15 protein-coding genes are annotated in these 17,552 nt (G+C 30.9%); 12 read left to right on the top strand and 3 right to left on the bottom strand.

Annotated features, from left to right (window positions below):
- Nucleotides 1-120: 120 nt before the first annotated feature.
- The 4 genes from pfkA to H574_RS0102555 all read left to right on the top strand — a co-directional run bounded on the left by pfkA (nucleotide 121) and on the right by H574_RS0102555 (nucleotide 3,454).
- Nucleotides 121-1,107, top strand: coding sequence for a 6-phosphofructokinase (pfkA, locus tag H574_RS0102570; protein WP_027879056.1), 987 nt, complete (start codon nucleotides 121-123; stop codon nucleotides 1,105-1,107).
- 33 nt (nucleotides 1,108-1,140) lie between these two features.
- The gene (gene gap / locus H574_RS0102565) at nucleotides 1,141-2,142 is read left to right on the top strand and encodes a type I glyceraldehyde-3-phosphate dehydrogenase (protein WP_027879055.1); all 1,002 of its coding nucleotides are present in this window, start codon (nucleotides 1,141-1,143) and stop codon (nucleotides 2,140-2,142) included.
- A 76-nt stretch (nucleotides 2,143-2,218) separates the two neighbouring features.
- Complete coding sequence (locus tag H574_RS0102560; protein ID WP_027879054.1) at nucleotides 2,219-3,079, top strand: N-acetylglucosamine kinase; 861 nt, start codon at nucleotides 2,219-2,221, stop codon at nucleotides 3,077-3,079.
- 12 nt (nucleotides 3,080-3,091) lie between these two features.
- On the top strand, nucleotides 3,092-3,454 hold the full coding sequence (locus tag H574_RS0102555) for a methylglyoxal synthase (RefSeq protein ID WP_027879053.1): 363 nt from the start codon (nucleotides 3,092-3,094) through the stop codon (nucleotides 3,452-3,454).
- Nucleotides 3,455-3,473: 19 nt separating this feature from the next.
- On the opposite strand, the gene H574_RS0102550 is transcribed toward H574_RS0102555, so the two are convergent.
- The 3 genes from H574_RS0102550 to H574_RS0102540 all read right to left on the bottom strand — a co-directional run bounded on the left by H574_RS0102550 (nucleotide 3,474) and on the right by H574_RS0102540 (nucleotide 7,793).
- Nucleotides 3,474-4,514 (bottom strand): GMP reductase, encoded by a 1,041-nt coding sequence (locus H574_RS0102550; protein WP_027879052.1) that lies wholly within the window; start codon nucleotides 4,512-4,514, stop codon nucleotides 3,474-3,476.
- A gap of 109 nt (nucleotides 4,515-4,623) precedes the next feature.
- A complete protein-coding gene (locus H574_RS0102545) occupies nucleotides 4,624-5,004 on the bottom strand; it encodes a RidA family protein (protein WP_027879051.1) in 381 nt (126 codons plus the stop codon).
- Nucleotides 5,005-5,012: 8 nt separating this feature from the next.
- Nucleotides 5,013-7,793 carry a putative LPS assembly protein LptD gene (locus H574_RS0102540; protein ID WP_027879050.1) on the bottom strand — a complete coding sequence of 927 codons (2,781 nt, stop codon included), beginning with the start codon at nucleotides 7,791-7,793 and terminating at the stop codon, nucleotides 5,013-5,015.
- Nucleotides 7,794-7,880: 87 nt separating this feature from the next.
- Between H574_RS0102540 and H574_RS0102535 the strand changes: the two genes are divergently transcribed.
- The 8 genes from H574_RS0102535 (at nucleotide 7,881) to H574_RS0102495 (ending at nucleotide 17,483) form a co-directional block, all read left to right on the top strand.
- Nucleotides 7,881-8,990: an N-acetylmuramoyl-L-alanine amidase family protein gene (locus H574_RS0102535; RefSeq protein WP_027879049.1), complete on the top strand. Its 1,110-nt coding sequence runs from the start codon at nucleotides 7,881-7,883 to the stop codon at nucleotides 8,988-8,990.
- Between the two features lie 51 nt (nucleotides 8,991-9,041).
- On the top strand, nucleotides 9,042-9,998 hold the full coding sequence (locus H574_RS0102530) for an MlaD family protein (protein WP_051169811.1): 957 nt from the start codon (nucleotides 9,042-9,044) through the stop codon (nucleotides 9,996-9,998).
- 21 nt (nucleotides 9,999-10,019) lie between these two features.
- Entirely contained in the window at nucleotides 10,020-11,333 is a 1,314-nt protein-coding gene (locus H574_RS0102525; RefSeq protein ID WP_027879047.1) for a 4Fe-4S dicluster domain-containing protein, read from the top strand.
- A 17-nt stretch (nucleotides 11,334-11,350) separates the two neighbouring features.
- Entirely contained in the window at nucleotides 11,351-11,671 is a 321-nt protein-coding gene (locus H574_RS0102520; protein ID WP_081653162.1) for a hypothetical protein, read from the top strand.
- Between the two features lie 12 nt (nucleotides 11,672-11,683).
- Nucleotides 11,684-12,472: a (Fe-S)-binding protein gene (locus tag H574_RS0102515; RefSeq protein ID WP_027879045.1), complete on the top strand. Its 789-nt coding sequence runs from the start codon at nucleotides 11,684-11,686 to the stop codon at nucleotides 12,470-12,472.
- A gap of 219 nt (nucleotides 12,473-12,691) precedes the next feature.
- Nucleotides 12,692-13,174, top strand: coding sequence for a hypothetical protein (locus tag H574_RS0102505; RefSeq protein WP_027879043.1), 483 nt, complete (start codon nucleotides 12,692-12,694; stop codon nucleotides 13,172-13,174).
- Between the two features lie 11 nt (nucleotides 13,175-13,185).
- Nucleotides 13,186-14,409 carry a phosphoserine phosphatase SerB gene (serB, locus tag H574_RS0102500; protein WP_027879042.1) on the top strand — a complete coding sequence of 408 codons (1,224 nt, stop codon included), beginning with the start codon at nucleotides 13,186-13,188 and terminating at the stop codon, nucleotides 14,407-14,409.
- Between the two features lie 113 nt (nucleotides 14,410-14,522).
- Nucleotides 14,523-17,483 (top strand): serine hydrolase domain-containing protein, encoded by a 2,961-nt coding sequence (locus H574_RS0102495; RefSeq protein ID WP_027879041.1) that lies wholly within the window; start codon nucleotides 14,523-14,525, stop codon nucleotides 17,481-17,483.
- Nucleotides 17,484-17,552: the final 69 nt, after the last annotated feature.

Raw genomic sequence — 17,552 nt, 5'->3', positions numbered from 1 at the left:
CAAAATTAAATAGTTATTAACGAAAACGATATAGTTTGCGGCACTTCGCAAAATTTTAGTAAAACTCATGTCAATAATAAAATTTGTTTAGTAGCTTTACAATACTAACAAATTAATTTTATGTCAAATACTATAAAAAAAGTAGCTGTTTTTACCTCTGGAGGAGATTCTCCTGGTATGAATGCAGCTATTCGTTCTGTGGTTAGAACCTGCGCTTTTTACAAAATAGAATGTGTAGGAATATATAGAGGTTACGAGGGTATGATTGAAGGCGATTTTAAACCCTTAACAGCAAGAAGTGTAAAAGATATTATCAATAAAGGAGGTACATTTTTAAAATCTGCTAGATCTGATGAGTTTAGAACTAAAGAAGGTCGTAAAAAAGCCTATGACGCTTTAGTTGCCGAAAACGTAGATGCATTAGTTGTAATTGGTGGTGATGGAAGTTTTACAGGAGCATTAATCTTTAACGAGGAATTTGGTTTTCCTGTAATGGGTATACCAGGTACAATAGATAATGATATTTATGGTACATCACACACTTTAGGTTATGATACAGCACTTAATACTGTAGTAGATTGTGTAGATAAAATTAGAGATACAGCTAGTTCTCATAATCGTCTATTTTTTGTAGAAGTAATGGGAAGAGATGCAGGTCATATAGCCTTAAACGTTGGTGTAGGAGCAGGAGCTGAAGAAATTTTAATACCAGAAGAAGACTTAGGTTTAGATAGACTTTTAGAATCTTTAAGAAGAAGTAAACAATCAGGTAAATCTTCTAGTATAGTAATTGTAGCAGAAGGAGATAAAACAGGTAAAAACGTATTCGAACTTAAAGACTATGTTGAAGAAAACATGGAAGAATACGAAGTAAGAGTATCTGTTTTAGGTCACATGCAACGTGGCGGATCACCATCATGCTTTGATCGTGTTTTAGCTAGTAGAATGGGTGTAAAAGCAGTTGAAAGTCTTTTGGAAGGTAAATCTAATTACATGGTAGGATTACTTAAAGACGAAATAGTTTTAACACCATTAGAACAAGCAGTAAAAGGAAAGTCAGAGATTGATCACGAGTTAATTCGTGTATCAGATATAATGACAACATAAATAATAACTAACAATAAAATAATTAATAGAAATATGTCAACATTAAAATTAGGAATTAACGGTTTTGGTCGTATTGGGAGAATCGTTTTTAGAGCAACTTTAAAAAGAGATAATGTAGAAGTAGTAGCAATAAATGATTTATTAGACGTAGAGCATTTAGCATACTTATTAGAATACGATTCTGTACACGGACGTTACGATGGTAAAATAGAAGTAAAAGACGGTAACCTAATAGTAGAAGGAAAAACTATACGTGTAACTGCAGAAAGAGACCCAAAAAACTTAAAATGGGATGAAGCAGGAGTAGATGTGGTTGCAGAGTGTACAGGTATATTTACAACATTAGAAACAGCAGATTACCACATTCAAGCAGGAGCTAAAAAAGTAGTAATTTCAGCACCAAGTAAAGACGCACCAATGTTTGTAATGGGTGTAAATGACAACAAATTACAAGCATCAGACAATATTGTGTCAAATGCATCTTGTACAACTAACTGTTTAGCACCAATCGCTAAAGTGATAGAAGAAAACTTTGGTATAGAAGAGGCATTAATGACAACAATTCACGCTGCTACATCAACACAATTTACGGTAGATTCACCATCAAGAAAAAACTATAGATTAGGTCGTTCAGCTTTAAATAACATTATACCAACATCAACAGGAGCAGCAAAAGCTGTAGGTAAAGTTATTCCAGAATTGGACGGAAAATTAACTGGTATGGCATTTAGAGTGCCTACTGTAGATGTTTCTGTAGTAGATCTTACTGTAAAAACGAAAAAAGAAACTTCTTTAGAAGAAATTAAAGCAGCAATGAAGAAAGCTTCTGAAGGAGAAATGGAAGGTGTGTTAGGTTACACAGACGAAATGGTAGTTTCTCAAGACTTTGTAAGCGAAGAAAGAACAAGTGTATTTGACTCAGAAGCGTCAATCGAATTAAATTCTGGATTCTTCAAGTTAATATCTTGGTATGATAACGAATTTGGATACTCAAACAAATTAGTAGATTTAGCTTTAAAAGTAAACTCACTATAATCCATAATTATTCAATTAAACAAAAGCGTAGTATATTTATAAAAAAGTGCTACGCTTTTTTGTTAAAACTAATTTTATGATTTTAATTGTTGATAGCGGATCTACAAAATGCGACTGGAAAGCGGTAGATAACCAAGGAAATCAGTTGTTAGAAAAAATCCGTACAAAAGGATTAAATCCTGCGCTTCTTTCAGAAAAGAAAATAAAAAAAGTTCTTAAAAAAAGTGAAGCTTTAAAAAAACATAGAAAAGAAGTAACTAATATCTATTTTTATGGAGCTGGTTGTGGTACAGAAAACCCAAAATTAGTACTAAAATTAGTACTTCACGAGTTTTTTCCTAATGCAGAAATTTCTGTAGAAGAAGATACTATGGCTGCCGTATTTGCAACAGTAAACGAGCCAACCGAAGCTGCAGTAGTCTGTATAATGGGTACAGGATCAAACTGTAGTTATTATGATGGAAAAAAACTACACCAACGTGTAAAATCTTTAGGTTATACATTAATGGATGATGCTTCTGGTAACTATTATGGTAAAGAATTAATACGTGATTATTACTTTAACCACATGCCAGAAGAAATAAAAGTAGCTTTTGGAGACAAGTATAATTTAGATGCAGATTATATTAAATATAATTTATACAAACAGCCAAATCCTAACGCGTATTTAGCAAGTTTTGCAGAGTTTATGATACTTAATAAAGATTCTGATTACGTAAAAGAATTAATAAAAAAGGGTATAAGACGTTTTGCTAAAAACATGATTTTGCAGTACGAAGAAGAGCTAAAAACTGTTCCTGTACATTTTGCAGGTTCAATAGCTTTTTTCTGTCAAGAAGAAATTAAAGAAGTTGCTAAAGAGCTAAACTTTAAAGTGGGAAATTTTGAAAGAAGACCTATTGAAGGTTTAGTTAGCTTTCATACTAATGCTTCTTAATACCAAAGACCTATGGAAATAGCAATTATAGCACACGATGGTAAAAAAGCAGAAATGGTTCAGTTTTTAAACCAGCACAAAGACTTATTACTAAATAAAAATATAACATTAATTTCTACAGGTACAACTGGTAAAAAAGTAAAAAAAGCAGGATTTGATGTTACTAGACTTTTATCAGGACCTTTAGGAGGAGATGCACAAATTGCAGCAAGAGTAGCAGAAGGAAAATGTAATATGGTATTGTTTTTTAGAGATCCTTTAGAAAAACATCCACACGAACCAGACGTTTTAATGCTAATGCGATTATGTGATGTACATGATGTACCATTAGCTACAAATCCTGCTACAGCAGATCTTTTAATGAAAGCACTTTAACTTAATAAAGTGCTTTTTTTTATGAGTTATAAACTTGATTTTCTTGTTCTGCAACACGAATAAAAGTAGTTCTTTTTGTTAGCTCTTTTAGTTTTGCAGCACCAACATACGTACATGTGCTTCTTATGCCTCCTAAAATATCTTGCAATGTGTTTTCTACATCACCTTTAAAAGCAACTTCTACAGTTTTACCTTCACTAGCTCTATAATCTGCTACGCCACCAACATGTTTATTCATTGCTGTTGCAGAGCTCATACCGTAAAATTGCTTATACTTTTTTCCGTCTTTTTCTATAGTAGTACCGCCACTTTCTGTATGACCAGCAAACATACCGCCAAGCATAACAAAATCAGCACCTGCTCCAAAAGCTTTAGATAAATCTCCAGGAATAGTACAACCACCATCACTAATTATTTGTCCACCTAACCCATGAGCTGCATCAGCACATTCGATAATTGCAGATAATTGCGGGTAACCAACAGCTGTTTTAACACGTGTTGTGCAAACACTACCTGGTCCAATACCTACTTTTACTATATCTGCTCCTGATATTAATAGCTCTTCAACCATTTCTCCGGTTACAACATTTCCTGCCATAATAATCTTATCAGGAAAATTATCTCTTGTTTTCTTTACAAAATCAACAAAATGCTCTGAATAGCCATTAGCAACATCTATGCAAATAAACTTTAAATCAGGATGAGCATTAAAAATTGAATTTAGCTTTTCAATGTCATTTTTTCCTGTTCCTGTACTTACTGCTATATAATTACTAATGTCGTTACCTGAAGTAGATAGAAATTGATTCCATTGCTCTAAAGAATAATGCTTATGTATTGCAGTAAATAGTTTGTGTTTAGATAGGGCAGAAGCCATTTCAAACGTACCAACAGTATCCATATTAGCTGCCATAATAGGTATACCTTTCCAGGTATGGTTACTGTGTAAAAATTTAAACTCTCTTTCTAAGTCTACTTGCGATCTACTTTTTAATGTAGATCTTTTAGGTCTTATCATTACATCTTTAAAACCTAATTTAATATCTAATTCAATACGCATTGATAGTAATGTTTGGGTTACTATCAAAAATACAAGTAATTAAAAAAGAAGCCTTATCTTTTTTTAAAAAGATAAGGCTGTTTTATTAACAATTGTTTATAGTTATAGCTTATTTTGAAGCAATCATACTAATTTCTACATTTACAAATTTTGGTAAGTTTGCTACTTCTACGGTTTCTCTTGCTGGAGCAGTGTCTTCATTAAAATAACTTCCATAGACTTCATTAATTAAAGAAAAGTTATTCATATCACTAATAAATATTGAAGTTTTTATCACATTTTCAAAAGTCATTTCTGCAGCTTCTAACACTGCTTTTAGATTTTCCATGACTTGTTTAGTTTCTGTTTTAATATCATCTAAAACAAGCTCATTAGTTTCAGGATTAAAAGCAATTTGACCTGATGTGTATAAAGTATTTCCGTTTAAAACCGCTTGGTTATATGGTCCTATTGGAGCTGGTGCTTTTGTTGTTGTTATGATTTTTTTCATAATTAATATTATAATTGTTCGTCTGGTCTACGACGTTGTTCGTATTTTAAATCTTTAAGTAAGCTTGATTTTATTCCTATGAAAAAATTCCAACGATTATAAGTACCAAAAGGTACCCAACTAAAGTTCATTCTCCAACTTAATAAATCACGTTGAAATCTTAATTGAGTTAAACCAAATCCTTTGTTTTTAAAATCATAACTTGATGATCCACCAATGGACCATTTTGGTGAAATTTCTATATCACCAGAGAACATTAATGAATGTGAGGATATTTCATTTTGTCTTGCTGCGTTAGAGTAGTTTACAGCATAGGCAAGTCTTAGGCTCCATGGTATTTTGTAATTGTAGAGTTCGGATTCTTCTTCTTCCTCTTCTTCTTTATCGACACCATCTCTATTAAATTGTTGATCTGCAAAATCTTCAGATACACCAAATAAGTCATCTGCACGTCCACCACCTTGTAACCTTTCGTTAATAGAGCTTTGACTTTCGTTAGTAGAATTGCTTATACCATCACTGCTTAGGCTGTAGTTTAAAGTAAGGTTAGCGCTGGTCATTCTAAATAAACTTCCACCATTATCTATATTAAAAGTGTTTATTCTTCTGTTGTTAGCATCTAATGCATATGGGTCTAATGTAGCACCAAAGTTAATGTTCATTTTATTATTTAAAATTTGCATACCACCGGTAACTCTTACAGGACTCCAATTTAAAGAGTCTCCTGCCACATTATATGATGTAGAAAAATTTAAGTTATTTAATAGTGTAATTTTTTTTGGTTCTACTTTTGTGGTGTCTCTGTCTCTTACTTTTGCTTCAAAGTTATTTGCTATACCAATACCTATAGAACTAGAAAAGGTATTGTTTGGACTACCAAAAAGACTGTTTTCAAAACGAGTATATTCTGACCTTGTTGTTCCATCTGCGTCAATAACTTCTACGGTGTCATAATAATTATCAAAAGCTGGATTAATATTATAACTTATAGATGGTCTAATAACGTGTCTTATTTTTTGTAATCTTTTGCCTTCTCCTTTTTTGTCAAAGTCAAACATACCATAAATGGTTGTACCAACACTTGTGCTAAAATTATAGGTTCTAAAAGAATCAAATTTGTTTAGTTCTTCTGTAACGATATCATCTAGCACAGGATCATAATATTTTCTAATTGGATTTAATGTCCATACTTCTTCATAATTAGCATTAGCACTTACACTAAAATAGTCAAACACTTTAAAGTTTGTAGAAATTGGTATAGAATGCCTTGCGCCAACTTGCGCATCATCAAACATTTCACTTTTAAAGAAAAATTCTTCTTCTGTACTTATTCTATTTTCTGCTCTAACATTATACTGTAAGTTAATGTTTTGAATAATTCCTTTTTTAACTCCAGTTTTTGGTGCAAAAGGAAATATACGACTTATACTACCTTGAAACGTTGGTAGTGTCATATTTACAAGTCCTGTTTGTGTGTTTTGAGAGTGAGTAGCTGTTAAACTAATATTTGCTTGTGGTTCTCCTTGAAATGTTTTAGAATAGGAGATAGAAGATGCTAGTGTGTTGTTTTGAGTGTTAGGTAAGTTTACTTGATTTACAGATTGTTGATAATAATTACTACTACCAAGGTTTACAGACGCAGAAAAACGTGAGTTAGGATTGGCTTTACTATCTTGATTGTGAGACCAACGTATGTTATAAATAGTAGTTTTTGCATAATCAGGAAAGCCACGCTCGCTAGTAATTAAATTTTCATATCTAAATCCTACGTTACCATTAAACTTATAACGTTTGGCATATTTACTTTCTAGTCTTAATCCATAACTACCATTGGTGTAATAATCTCCGATAGTAGCTAAATCTACATAATCACTAATCGCAAAATAATATCCACCATTTTGTAAAAAGTAACCACGTGTACCATCTTCTCCAAAACTAGGAAATATTACCCCAGATGTACGTGTTTTGGTTAACGGGAAAAAAGCAAAAGGTATCCAAACAGGAGTAGGGACATCATATATATGCATTTGTGTTGGACCAGTAATAACTTTTGAGTTTGGTACAATTTTACCTTTACTGATTAAAAAATAATATTCCGGATCGTCTAAATCTTCTGCAGTAGTAAATTTTGCATTTCTTACATAATATACAGAATCATTAATTTTTTTAGTAGTTTCTGTGATTAAAGTACCTCCGTTTTGTTCTGTTTGTGAGTTGTAAATTAACCCTTTTTTTGTCACTGTGTTAAATATAATAGAATCTGGCTCTATTAAGTTTTGACCTTGCTTAAAGCTTGGTCTTTGTGTATAACTACCTAATGTATCCTTTATACCGTAAGCATATACTAGATCTTTATCAAAATCTAAAATAATACTACCGGCTTTAATTTCCATATCTTCATAATAGACTTCAGCTTCATTATAAAGATACATTTTAGATTCTTTTTTCTTGTAAGCCATATAATCTGTAGCCTTATAAGTTACAGTACTTGATAAAAGTTGAGTTTTAGGCTTTATAGTATCGTTTTTGGTAGAGTCTATTTCTTTATTACTTGCCAAAAAGCTTTCTGCATCAATGGTTAGACTATCATTAACTTCTTCTTCAGGTAATTCTTCTGTGTTTTCTACAGGCGGAATTTTTGTTCCTTCCTTAGGCAAATCTTTTTGTGCAAAGCAAACAATGTTAATAAACATTGTAAAACTCAGGGTAAAAAGTATGTTAAGACGTTGTGTATGCAATGCTTTTAAATGTATTTTTGTAAAAGTATGGCTTGGTTTTTGAAATGACAAAACTACATATATTTTTTATTGAAATATTTATATTTCGTTAAAATTTATATTCCATAATAAACCTATAAAAAAAAGGTTATAATATCTATGCAAACGAACACTTTAAAACATTTCGTATCTTTTATTATAGTATTAACATTTTTTACATTAAATAATGTTTTTGCTCAAGTTGATAAAGATAAATTTATAGTAGTCTTAGATGCTGGTCATGGTGGTAAAGATCCTGGTAAACATGCTAAATCTGGACTAAAAGAAAAAGATATAGCTTTAAAAGTTGTATTAGGAATTGGTCAGATTTTAGAAAAAGAACATGATATAAAAGTAGTTTATACCAGAAAAACAGATGTATTTGTAGATTTATTTAAAAGAGGTAAAATAGCAAATGATGCTAATGCAGACTTGTTTGTCTCTGTACATTGTAATGCTCATACTAGTCAAGCTTATGGCTCAGAAACCTATGTTTTAGGATTGCATAGAAATAAAACCAATTTTGAGGTTGCTAAAGCAGAAAACGAAGTGATCTTTTTAGAAGAAAACCATGAAGAAAATTACGCTGGTTTTAATCCAAACTCACCAGAATCTTTTATTGGTTTGTCCTTTATGCAAGAAGAGTATTTAGATCAAAGTATTAAGCTAGCAACTAACATTCAAGGTAACTTTACAAACAAACTAAAACGAAAAAATAGAGGTGTAAAACAAGCAGGTTTTATTGTTTTGCATCAAACAGTTATGCCAAGTGTATTGATAGAAACAGGTTTTGTAACCAACACGCACGAAGGTAAATACCTTAACTCTAAAAAAGGTCAAGCAGAGTTATCAACAGCTATTGCTAATGCAATTAAAGATTATAAAAAAGATTTAGATTTTAATGTAGGTAACCATATAGAAAAACCTATTGCCGATACGATACCAACAACAGAAAACACCATTACAAATGTTGTTTTTAAGGTACAATTGGCTGCAAGTAGTAAAGCTTTAGACCCTAAACCTTATAATTTTAAAGGTTTAAAAGATATTTCTAGACAAAAAGTAGGTAAGCTTTACAAATATTATTATGGATACACATCAGACTATAATCAAATACAAAAGCTTCAAATTCAAGCAAAAAACAAAGGTTATAATACAGCATTTATTACTGCATTTAAAGATGGTAAACAGATAAAAGTTTCTGAAGCTTTAAAAACAGAAAAAAAATAGCAGTCCATTAATAATTTTATTTCTAATTTTGTTACATAACCAAGTTCTAATATGATAAAAATTACAAAAGAAGTCAAAACCTCTATAATTGTTCTTACAGGTATTTTCCTGTTTATATTCGGTTATAACTACTTAAAAGGAAATAATATTTTAGAAAATGACGATGTATATTATACCGAATTTGAATACAATGCGCTTTCAAAATCTTCTTCTGTAACTATTAAAGGAAATAGAGTTGGTAAGGTAAAAGATATTGTTTACGATATAAACACTGGTAAAACAAGAGTGTCTTTTACTGTTGATGAAGAAATAAAATTTTCAAAAAATAGTATTATAAGACTTTACAAGCCAGGTATTATGGATGGTAATGCTTTGGCTTTAATTGCTGCTAATGATAATGATTATGCTAAGGATGGTGACTTTTTAAAGTCTGAAGTAGAGCAAGGATTAGTAGATAAACTAACAGGAAACTTTTCTGAACTTAGTACAGACCTAAATTCAACATTAAAATCTGCAGATACATTATTAATTAACCTAAATGGTTTAGTTACAGATACATCAGAAAACGGATTAAAAAATACAATTGCAGAGTTAAATTCAACTTTAAAATCATTTAAAAATCTTTCATATTCAATAAACGGAGTTGTTAAGAAGAATGATGAGAATATAGCTCAAGTTTTAGAAAATTTTAAAACCGTAAGTCAGGATTTAACTACATTATCAAAAGAGTTAAAAGAAGCTCAAATAAGTAATAGTATTGAAAAATTAGAGAATACATTAAACAGTGTTAATGGTATATTAGCAAGTGTAGAAAATGGAGAAGGCTCTTTAGGAAAACTTTTAAAAGACGATAAATTATATAATAATCTTGAAGGCGCAGCATTGCAAATGGAACAACTTCTGCAAGACATGAAGTTAAATCCAAAGCGTTATGTACATTTTTCATTATTTGGAAAAAAACCGAAACGTTATGATGCTGAAGGTAATGAGATTAAAGACAATAACTAACTAAATTAAAATTGACTAACTATGGAATATATTCCTAATATTCTATTTGCAATTGTCCTTATTTTAGGCATTGGCTACTTTGTAAAAAACGTAAAAAAATTATCAAGAAACATTAAGCTAGGTAAAGATTTAGACGTTTCAGATAACAAACCACAACGTTGGAAAAACATGGCTTACATTGCTTTAGGGCAAAGTAAAATGGTAAAAAGACCTATAGCAGGATTGTTACACATAATTGTTTACGTAGGCTTTGTTATTATAAATATTGAAGTTTTAGAAATTATTCTTGATGGACTTTTCGGGACGCATAGAATAGGATTAAAAGTATTACCAACATCTGTTTACGGATTTTTAATAGGTAGTTTTGAAATCCTTGCAGCATTAGTATTTGTTACAGTTGTTATATTTTGGTTAAGACGTAACGTTATTAAATTAAAACGTTTTTTAAGCGCCGAAATGAAAGGTTGGCCTAAAAATGACGGTAATTTTATCCTTTATTTTGAAATGGTATTAATGACCTTGTTTTTGGTTATGAATGCAACAGATACAACATTTCAATCCTTAGATTCAGGTAATGTAATTAGTCAATTTATTTCACCTTTATTTTCTGGATTATCAGAAGGAACATTACACATTATAGAAAGAGCTGCTTGGTGGTTACACATTGTAGGTATTTTAGTATTCTTAAATTATTTATACTTCTCTAAGCATTTACATATCTTACTAGCGTTCCCAAATACGTATTACGGTAAATTAACGCCAAAAGGACAGTTTCCTAATAACCCAACAGTAACTAAAGAAGTACAGTTAATGATGGATCCAAATGCAGATCCATTTGCTACGCCAGCAGAAGACGAAAACGCTGCAGAACCAGAAAAATTTGGAGCAAGCGATGTGCAAGACTTAAGTTGGTTAAACTTATTAAACGCCTACACCTGTACAGAATGTGGTCGTTGTACTAGCGAATGTCCTGCAAACCTTACAGGTAAAAAATTATCACCACGTAAAATCATGATGGATACCAGAGATCGTTTAGAAGAAGTTGGTAAAAACATTGATGCAAACGGTGGTAAATTTGTAGATGACGGTAAACAATTATTAGGAGATTATATTACTAATGAAGAACTTTGGGCATGTACCAGCTGTAACGCTTGTGTAGAGGCTTGTCCAGTTAGTATTGATCCATTAAATATTATCATGCAAATGCGTCAATATTTAGTTATGGAGCAAAGTGCGGCACCAATGGAATTAAATAATATGATGACTAATATAGAAAATAACGGTGCACCTTGGCCATACAACCAAATGGATCGTTTAAAATGGAAAGACGAGTAGACTAAAATTTTTAAAAATTGAAATACAGAGTTCTAATATTAATCATATTCATCTTTAGTTTAAACCAAACCAAAGCGCAAGATTATACAAAAGACTCATTACAATTTAAAATAATCACAGCAATAAAGTATTATAAAAGTAAAGTAGAAGATATAAAATTGAAAAAAGTACTTTGTGATTATTGTACCGAAGAACAAAAAAAACAATTAGGATTACAAGCGATTAAATTATCAGAACTTGAACAAAACGATCCTAAAAACCGTAGAGATAACGGAATAAAAATATTATCAATATACATAAGGCTTTCAAAAGAAGATTTTAAAGCTTTAAACAAATAAACTCCTAATAGTATGAGCGAGCAATTAAATGTGCCAACAATGGAACAAATGATGGCAGAAGGTAAAAATCCAGAATATTTATTTTGGGTAGGTTCTGCAGGTGCTTTTGATGATAGAGCAAAAAAAATAACCAAAGCATTTGTAAAATTATTAAATAAAGCTAATGTAGATTTTGCTGTTTTAGGAACAGAAGAGTCAGACTCTGGTGATGCTGCAAAAAGAGCTGGTAACGAGTTTTTATTTCAGATGCAAGCTGTAACTAACATTGAGGTAATGAATATGTATGAGGTGAAAAAAATTATAACAACAGATCCTCATGACTATAATACCATAAAAAATGAATATCCTGGATTAGGTGGTAATTATGAGGTATTTCATCATACCGAATTTTTGTCACAATTAATTTCTCAAGGAAAACTAAAAGTTAAAGAATCAGAATTTAAAGGAAAAAAAGTTACTTTTCATGATCCATGCTACCTAGGTCGTGCTAACGAAGTGTTTGAAGCTCCTAGAGATTTAATTCAAACATTAGGTGTAGATTTTAAAGAAATGAAACGTAACCAACGTCACTCTTTATGTTGTGGTGCTGGTGGTGCACAAATGTTTAAAGAACCAGAAAAGGGAGATAAAGACATTAACGTTTTAAGAACAGAAGACGCTTTAGAAACTGATCCAAAAGTAATTATTACTGCATGCCCATTCTGTAATACAATGATGACAGATGGTGTTAAAGCCAAAGAAAAAGAAGCAGAAATAGATGTTATGGATATTGCAGAACTAATAGCTAACACACAAGAGTAAATAAGCTTTGGAAAACCAACAAAAACCACCGTTAAAACAAAGAGTTATAACTGGTTTTATAATGGCTATTATAGGGACATTAATAGTTACATTTATTAACTATTTAAGAGATATGCCGTTCAATAGCTTATATACTACTATTAGCTTTTTCTTATTTTGGATTTTTGGCATTTTTATGGCAAAACGTAAACCTAACAACAAAAACAAAAATTTAGATTAATGTTAGTAGAATTTAATACGCTACCAGAACATTCAAGAGTTTGGATATACCAAGCCAATAGAAGTTTTTCTGAAGAAGAGCTTACAGAAATCAAACAAAAATTAGATACATTTATTACCAATTGGACAGCTCACGGTTCAGATCTTAATTCGGGGTATGAGATTAGATATAAACGTTTTATCATATTGGCAGTAGACCAAACATCACAATCTGCAACAGGTTGTAGTATAGATGCTTCTGTTAGATTTATTCAACAATTAGAACAAGACTACAATGTAGATTTAATGGATAAAATGAATGTATCCTACAAACAAGGTCAATTTGTTGCCCATAAAACATTACTTGATTTTAAAAAAATGGTAAAAGATAAAGCAGTATCAAAAAACACCATAGTTTTTAATAATTTGGTAACAAATATTGGAGAGCTTAACGAAAATTGGGAAGTTCCTGCAGAACAAAGCTGGCATAGCAGGTTTTTCTAAACACAAACAACATGACCAAAGACATTTTTCTGCTAAACATTTCTGGACAAGATAAACCAGGTTTAACCTCTAGTTTAACTAACGTTTTGTCTCATTATGGAGCCAAAATTTTAGATATAGGACAAGCAAATATACATGACACGTTATCTTTAGGTTTTCTTTTTGAAATAGAAACAGGAAATAAGTCTTCAGCAGTATTAAAAGATTTACTTTTTAAAGCTTACGAGTTGGGTGTAAAAGCAAAATTTACGCCTATTTCTTTAGAAAATTATGAAAATTGGGTAACACTACAAGGTAAAGACAGATATATTGTAACTATTTTAGGAGAACAATTAACAGCAGAACAAATATCTAAAGTTACTCAAGTCATTTCAGATAAAAATTTGAATATTGATGCGATAAAACGACTAACAGGTCGTACATCTTTAGTTAAAGAAGACGATTATCCTCGTGCATCAATTCAACTTTCTATTAGAGGAAAAATTGATAATAAAGCTGAGTTTACAGAAAAATTCATGCAGATATCTCACGATTTAGATGTAGATATTGCTTTTCAAGAAGATAATATTTATCGACGTAACAGACGCTTAGTATGTTTTGATATGGATTCTACGTTAATTCAAACTGAAGTTATAGATGAGTTAGCTGAACTTGCAGGCGTCGGAGCAGAAGTAAAGGCTATAACAGAATCTGCAATGCAAGGCGAAATAGATTTTAACCAAAGTTTTAAACGTCGCATGAAATTGTTAGAAGGTTTAAGTGAAGATGTTTTAAAAAATGTAGCTGAAAATTTACCCATAACTAAAGGTGCAAAACGACTAATAGATACTTTAAAAACTTACGGATTTAAGACAGCAATACTATCTGGTGGATTCACTTATTTTGGATACTATTTACAAAAAAAATTAGGTATTGATTATGTGTATGCCAACCAATTAGAGGTTAAAAACGGTGTCTTAACAGGCGGATATCTTGGAGAAATTGTTGATGGTAATAAAAAAGCAGAATACCTTAAAGAAATAGTAAAAAAAGAAGGTATCCATATAAATCAAACCATTGCAGTTGGAGATGGTGCTAATGATTTACCAATGCTAAATTTAGCAGGTTTAGGTATTGCTTTTCATGCAAAACCTAAAGTTAAAAACAATGCACAGAGTTCTATTTCAAGCGTAGGATTAGATGGTGTGCTCTATTTGTTAGGGTATCATGATAGACATATAGATCTAGTAGATTAATATTGTTTATAACGCTTTTATAAAACAATCTTAAAGTCCTTTATTTATCCTGCAAAATATACTAATTTGGCATAGTTTTTAGTTGAATATATAAAAACAGACAACTCATTTTTATGCATAAATTATTTTTCTTAGCTATATTTTGTTTATTCTCAATTTTCTCTATTTCTCAAAATAGTGATAACCCTTTATTAACTAAAGACAAAGAAGCCCAAAAAAAATGGGTAGATAGTGTGTATAATAGTTTATCATTAAACGAGAAAATTGGACAATTATACATGGTTCAAGTATTTTCTAACGGAGATGGCCCATCAAAAGATGATATATTAAAACTTATTGAAGACAATAAAATTGGCGGAATTATCTACAGTAAAGGAGGACCAGTTAGACAAGCTCAATTAAATAATCAGTTGCAAGCAGCTTCAGCTACACCTTTATTAATTGGTATGGATGCAGAATGGGGATTAAGTATGCGATTAGATTCAACCTATTCTTTTCCTTGGAATATGACACTTGGCGCCGTAAAAAACAACGAATTAATTGAACAAACAGGAAGACAATTAGGCGAGCATTGCAAACGTTTAGGTGTCCATTTTAATTTTGCTCCTGTAGTAGATATTAATACCAATCCTAACAACCCAATTATAGGTAATCGATCTTTTGGGGAAGATAGAGATAATGTTACAGAAAAAGCTTTGGCTTTTATGAAAGGTATGCAAAGCGCAGGCGTTTTAGCTAATGCAAAACATTTTCCTGGTCATGGCGACACGTCTTCAGATTCACATAAAACCTTACCAACAATAGATTTTTCAGCAAAAAGAATTGATTCTATAGAGCTTTATCCATATAAAAAACTAATAAAAGAAGGACTATCTAGTGTTATGGTAGGACACTTAAATGTACCAAGCCTAACAGGTCAAGAAGGTTTACCATCTTCAATATCTAATATAATTATCAAGGATATTTTAAAAGAACGTTTAAAGTTTGAAGGATTAATTTTTACAGATGCCTTAACAATGAAAGGTGTTTCAGAATATGTAAGTCCTTCAATCGACGGAAATAAAGTTAATAAACTTGACACAGCAGGAGAAGTTGATTTAGCTGCTTTTTTAGCAGGTAATGATGTAATGCTAATGTCAGAAAATGTTGCTGCTGGTATTAATAAAATTGCTGTAGCATATCAAACAGGTAAAATTTCTGAAAAACGTTTAGCACATTCGGTAAAAAAAATATTAATGGCTAAATACAAAGTTGGATTAAATAACTATAAACCAATTTCTACTAAAAATTTAGTTGAAGATTTAAACCGAATTAAAGATGATGTTTTGTATGAAAAATTAATGGAAAATGCCATTACCATTGCTAAAGACTCAACAAAACAGTTGCCATTTAGACACTTAGAAACTAAGAAAATAGCCTATGTAAAACTAGGTGATGATTCTGGTGATGTTTTTTATAATGAGTTAAAAAAATATACAGATGTTCATATAATTTCGGATGATAATTTAGATAATTTAATTACTAAACTTCAAAATTATAATACTGTAATTGTTGGTTTTCATAAGTCAAATGATAACCCTTGGAAGTCATACAAATTTTCAGATAAAGAATTAACCTGGTTATATGAAATAGCAAGAACTAACAATGTAATTTTAAATGTTTTTGCAAAACCATATGCGTTAATGGATTTAAAAACAATTTCTAATTTTGAAAGTATTATTGTTAGCTATCAAAATAGTGATATTGCACAACAAAAATCAGCTCAGTTAATTTTTGGTGCTATTCCTGCTAGAGGTTGTTTACCTGTTTCTGCAGGTCCTTATTTTTCCGTTGGAGATGGAGTCCAAACAAATAGTTTAGAACGATTAGGATATTCTACACCAGAGCGAGTTGGTATGTCTAGTGCTATATTAAAAAAAGTAGATTCTATAGCCAATTATGCGATAACTAATAAAATGACGCCAGGTATTCAGTTAATTGTAGCTAGACACGGTAAAGTAATTTACAATAAAAACTTTGGTAAACATACATATGAAGGTGATGAACAAGTAAAGTTTAATGATATTTATGATGTAGCTTCTCTTACTAAAATTGTAGCTACATTACCATTATTAATGGAATTAGAGGAGCAAGGTGTTGTAAGCTTAGACACAAAACTTTCCGATATTATACCAGAATACAAAAATTCTAATAAAAAAGATGTGACTTTAAAACGCATGTTATCACATTATGCACAGTTAAAACCTTGGATTCCTTTTTATTATAAAACATTAGATACACTTACTAAAAAACCGTCTTTAAAATATTATAGAAAAGAAAAAACAAAGGGATTTACAGTTAAGGTTATGCCTGACTTATATATGCGAGACGATTATAAAGACTCTATAAATGGTATTATTAAAGACACAGATTTATTATCAAGATTAAGATACAGATACAGTGATTTGCCGTATTATATTTTAAAACAATATATAGAAAAGCACTACGATAAACCTTTAGATGAACTTGTTCAAGACCATTTCTACAAATCATTAGGTGCTAATTATACAACTTATAATCCTTCAGAAAAATTTAGTAACAAGCATATAGTTCCATCAGAAAATGATGATTATTACCGTTTCCAAACCGTGCAAGGATATGTACATGATATGGGCGCAGCAATGCAAGGTGGTGTTGGTGGTCACGCAGGTATTTTTAGTAATGCTAATGATATTGCCAAAATCATGCAGTTGTTTTTACAAAAAGGATTTTATGGCGGAAAACGCTATTTTAAAAGTGAAACATTAGATAAATTTAATACATGTTATTTCTGCGAAAGTGATAACCGTCGTGGTATTGGTTTTGACAAACCACAATTAGGAGATGTAGGACCAACTTGCGGTTGTGTTAGTATGACTAGTTTTGGACATTCTGGCTTTACAGGCACTTATGCATGGGCAGATCCAGAAACAGAAATTGTATATGTTTTTATGGCAAATAGAACCTATCCAACATCTATGGGAAAAAACATGTTACTTAGAGAAAACATAAGAACAAATATTCAAGAAGTTATATATGAAGCAATTATTGAATAACTATGATCTTTTGTAAGTTTTAATTAAAATTATTGACCAACTTATAAATATTTGAAAATTAAAACCTTT

This window comes from Mesoflavibacter zeaxanthinifaciens DSM 18436 (assembly GCF_000422365.1).
GTDB classification, from domain to species: Bacteria; Bacteroidota; Bacteroidia; order Flavobacteriales; family Flavobacteriaceae; genus Mesoflavibacter; species Mesoflavibacter zeaxanthinifaciens.
Note: the sequence above shows the minus strand (reverse complement) of the source record. Positions and strands in the feature narration are given on the sequence as shown.

Coding starts and splice junctions, on each gene's coding strand:
- H574_RS0102550 (WP_027879052.1), bottom strand. CDS start 4,514: ATGCGTATTGAATTAGATATTAAATTAGGTTTTAAAGATGTAATGATA.
- H574_RS0102515 (WP_027879045.1), top strand. CDS start 11,684: ATGAGCGAGCAATTAAATGTGCCAACAATGGAACAAATGATGGCAGAA.
- H574_RS0102560 (WP_027879054.1), top strand. CDS start 2,219: ATGATTTTAATTGTTGATAGCGGATCTACAAAATGCGACTGGAAAGCG.
- H574_RS0102505 (WP_027879043.1), top strand. CDS start 12,692: ATGTTAGTAGAATTTAATACGCTACCAGAACATTCAAGAGTTTGGATA.
- H574_RS0102555 (WP_027879053.1), top strand. CDS start 3,092: ATGGAAATAGCAATTATAGCACACGATGGTAAAAAAGCAGAAATGGTT.
- gap (WP_027879055.1), top strand. CDS start 1,141: ATGTCAACATTAAAATTAGGAATTAACGGTTTTGGTCGTATTGGGAGA.
- H574_RS0102495 (WP_027879041.1), top strand. CDS start 14,523: ATGCATAAATTATTTTTCTTAGCTATATTTTGTTTATTCTCAATTTTC.
- H574_RS0102545 (WP_027879051.1), bottom strand. CDS start 5,004: ATGAAAAAAATCATAACAACAACAAAAGCACCAGCTCCAATAGGACCA.
- H574_RS0102535 (WP_027879049.1), top strand. CDS start 7,881: ATGCAAACGAACACTTTAAAACATTTCGTATCTTTTATTATAGTATTA.
- serB (WP_027879042.1), top strand. CDS start 13,186: ATGACCAAAGACATTTTTCTGCTAAACATTTCTGGACAAGATAAACCA.
- H574_RS0102530 (WP_051169811.1), top strand. CDS start 9,042: ATGATAAAAATTACAAAAGAAGTCAAAACCTCTATAATTGTTCTTACA.
- H574_RS0102525 (WP_027879047.1), top strand. CDS start 10,020: ATGGAATATATTCCTAATATTCTATTTGCAATTGTCCTTATTTTAGGC.
- pfkA (WP_027879056.1), top strand. CDS start 121: ATGTCAAATACTATAAAAAAAGTAGCTGTTTTTACCTCTGGAGGAGAT.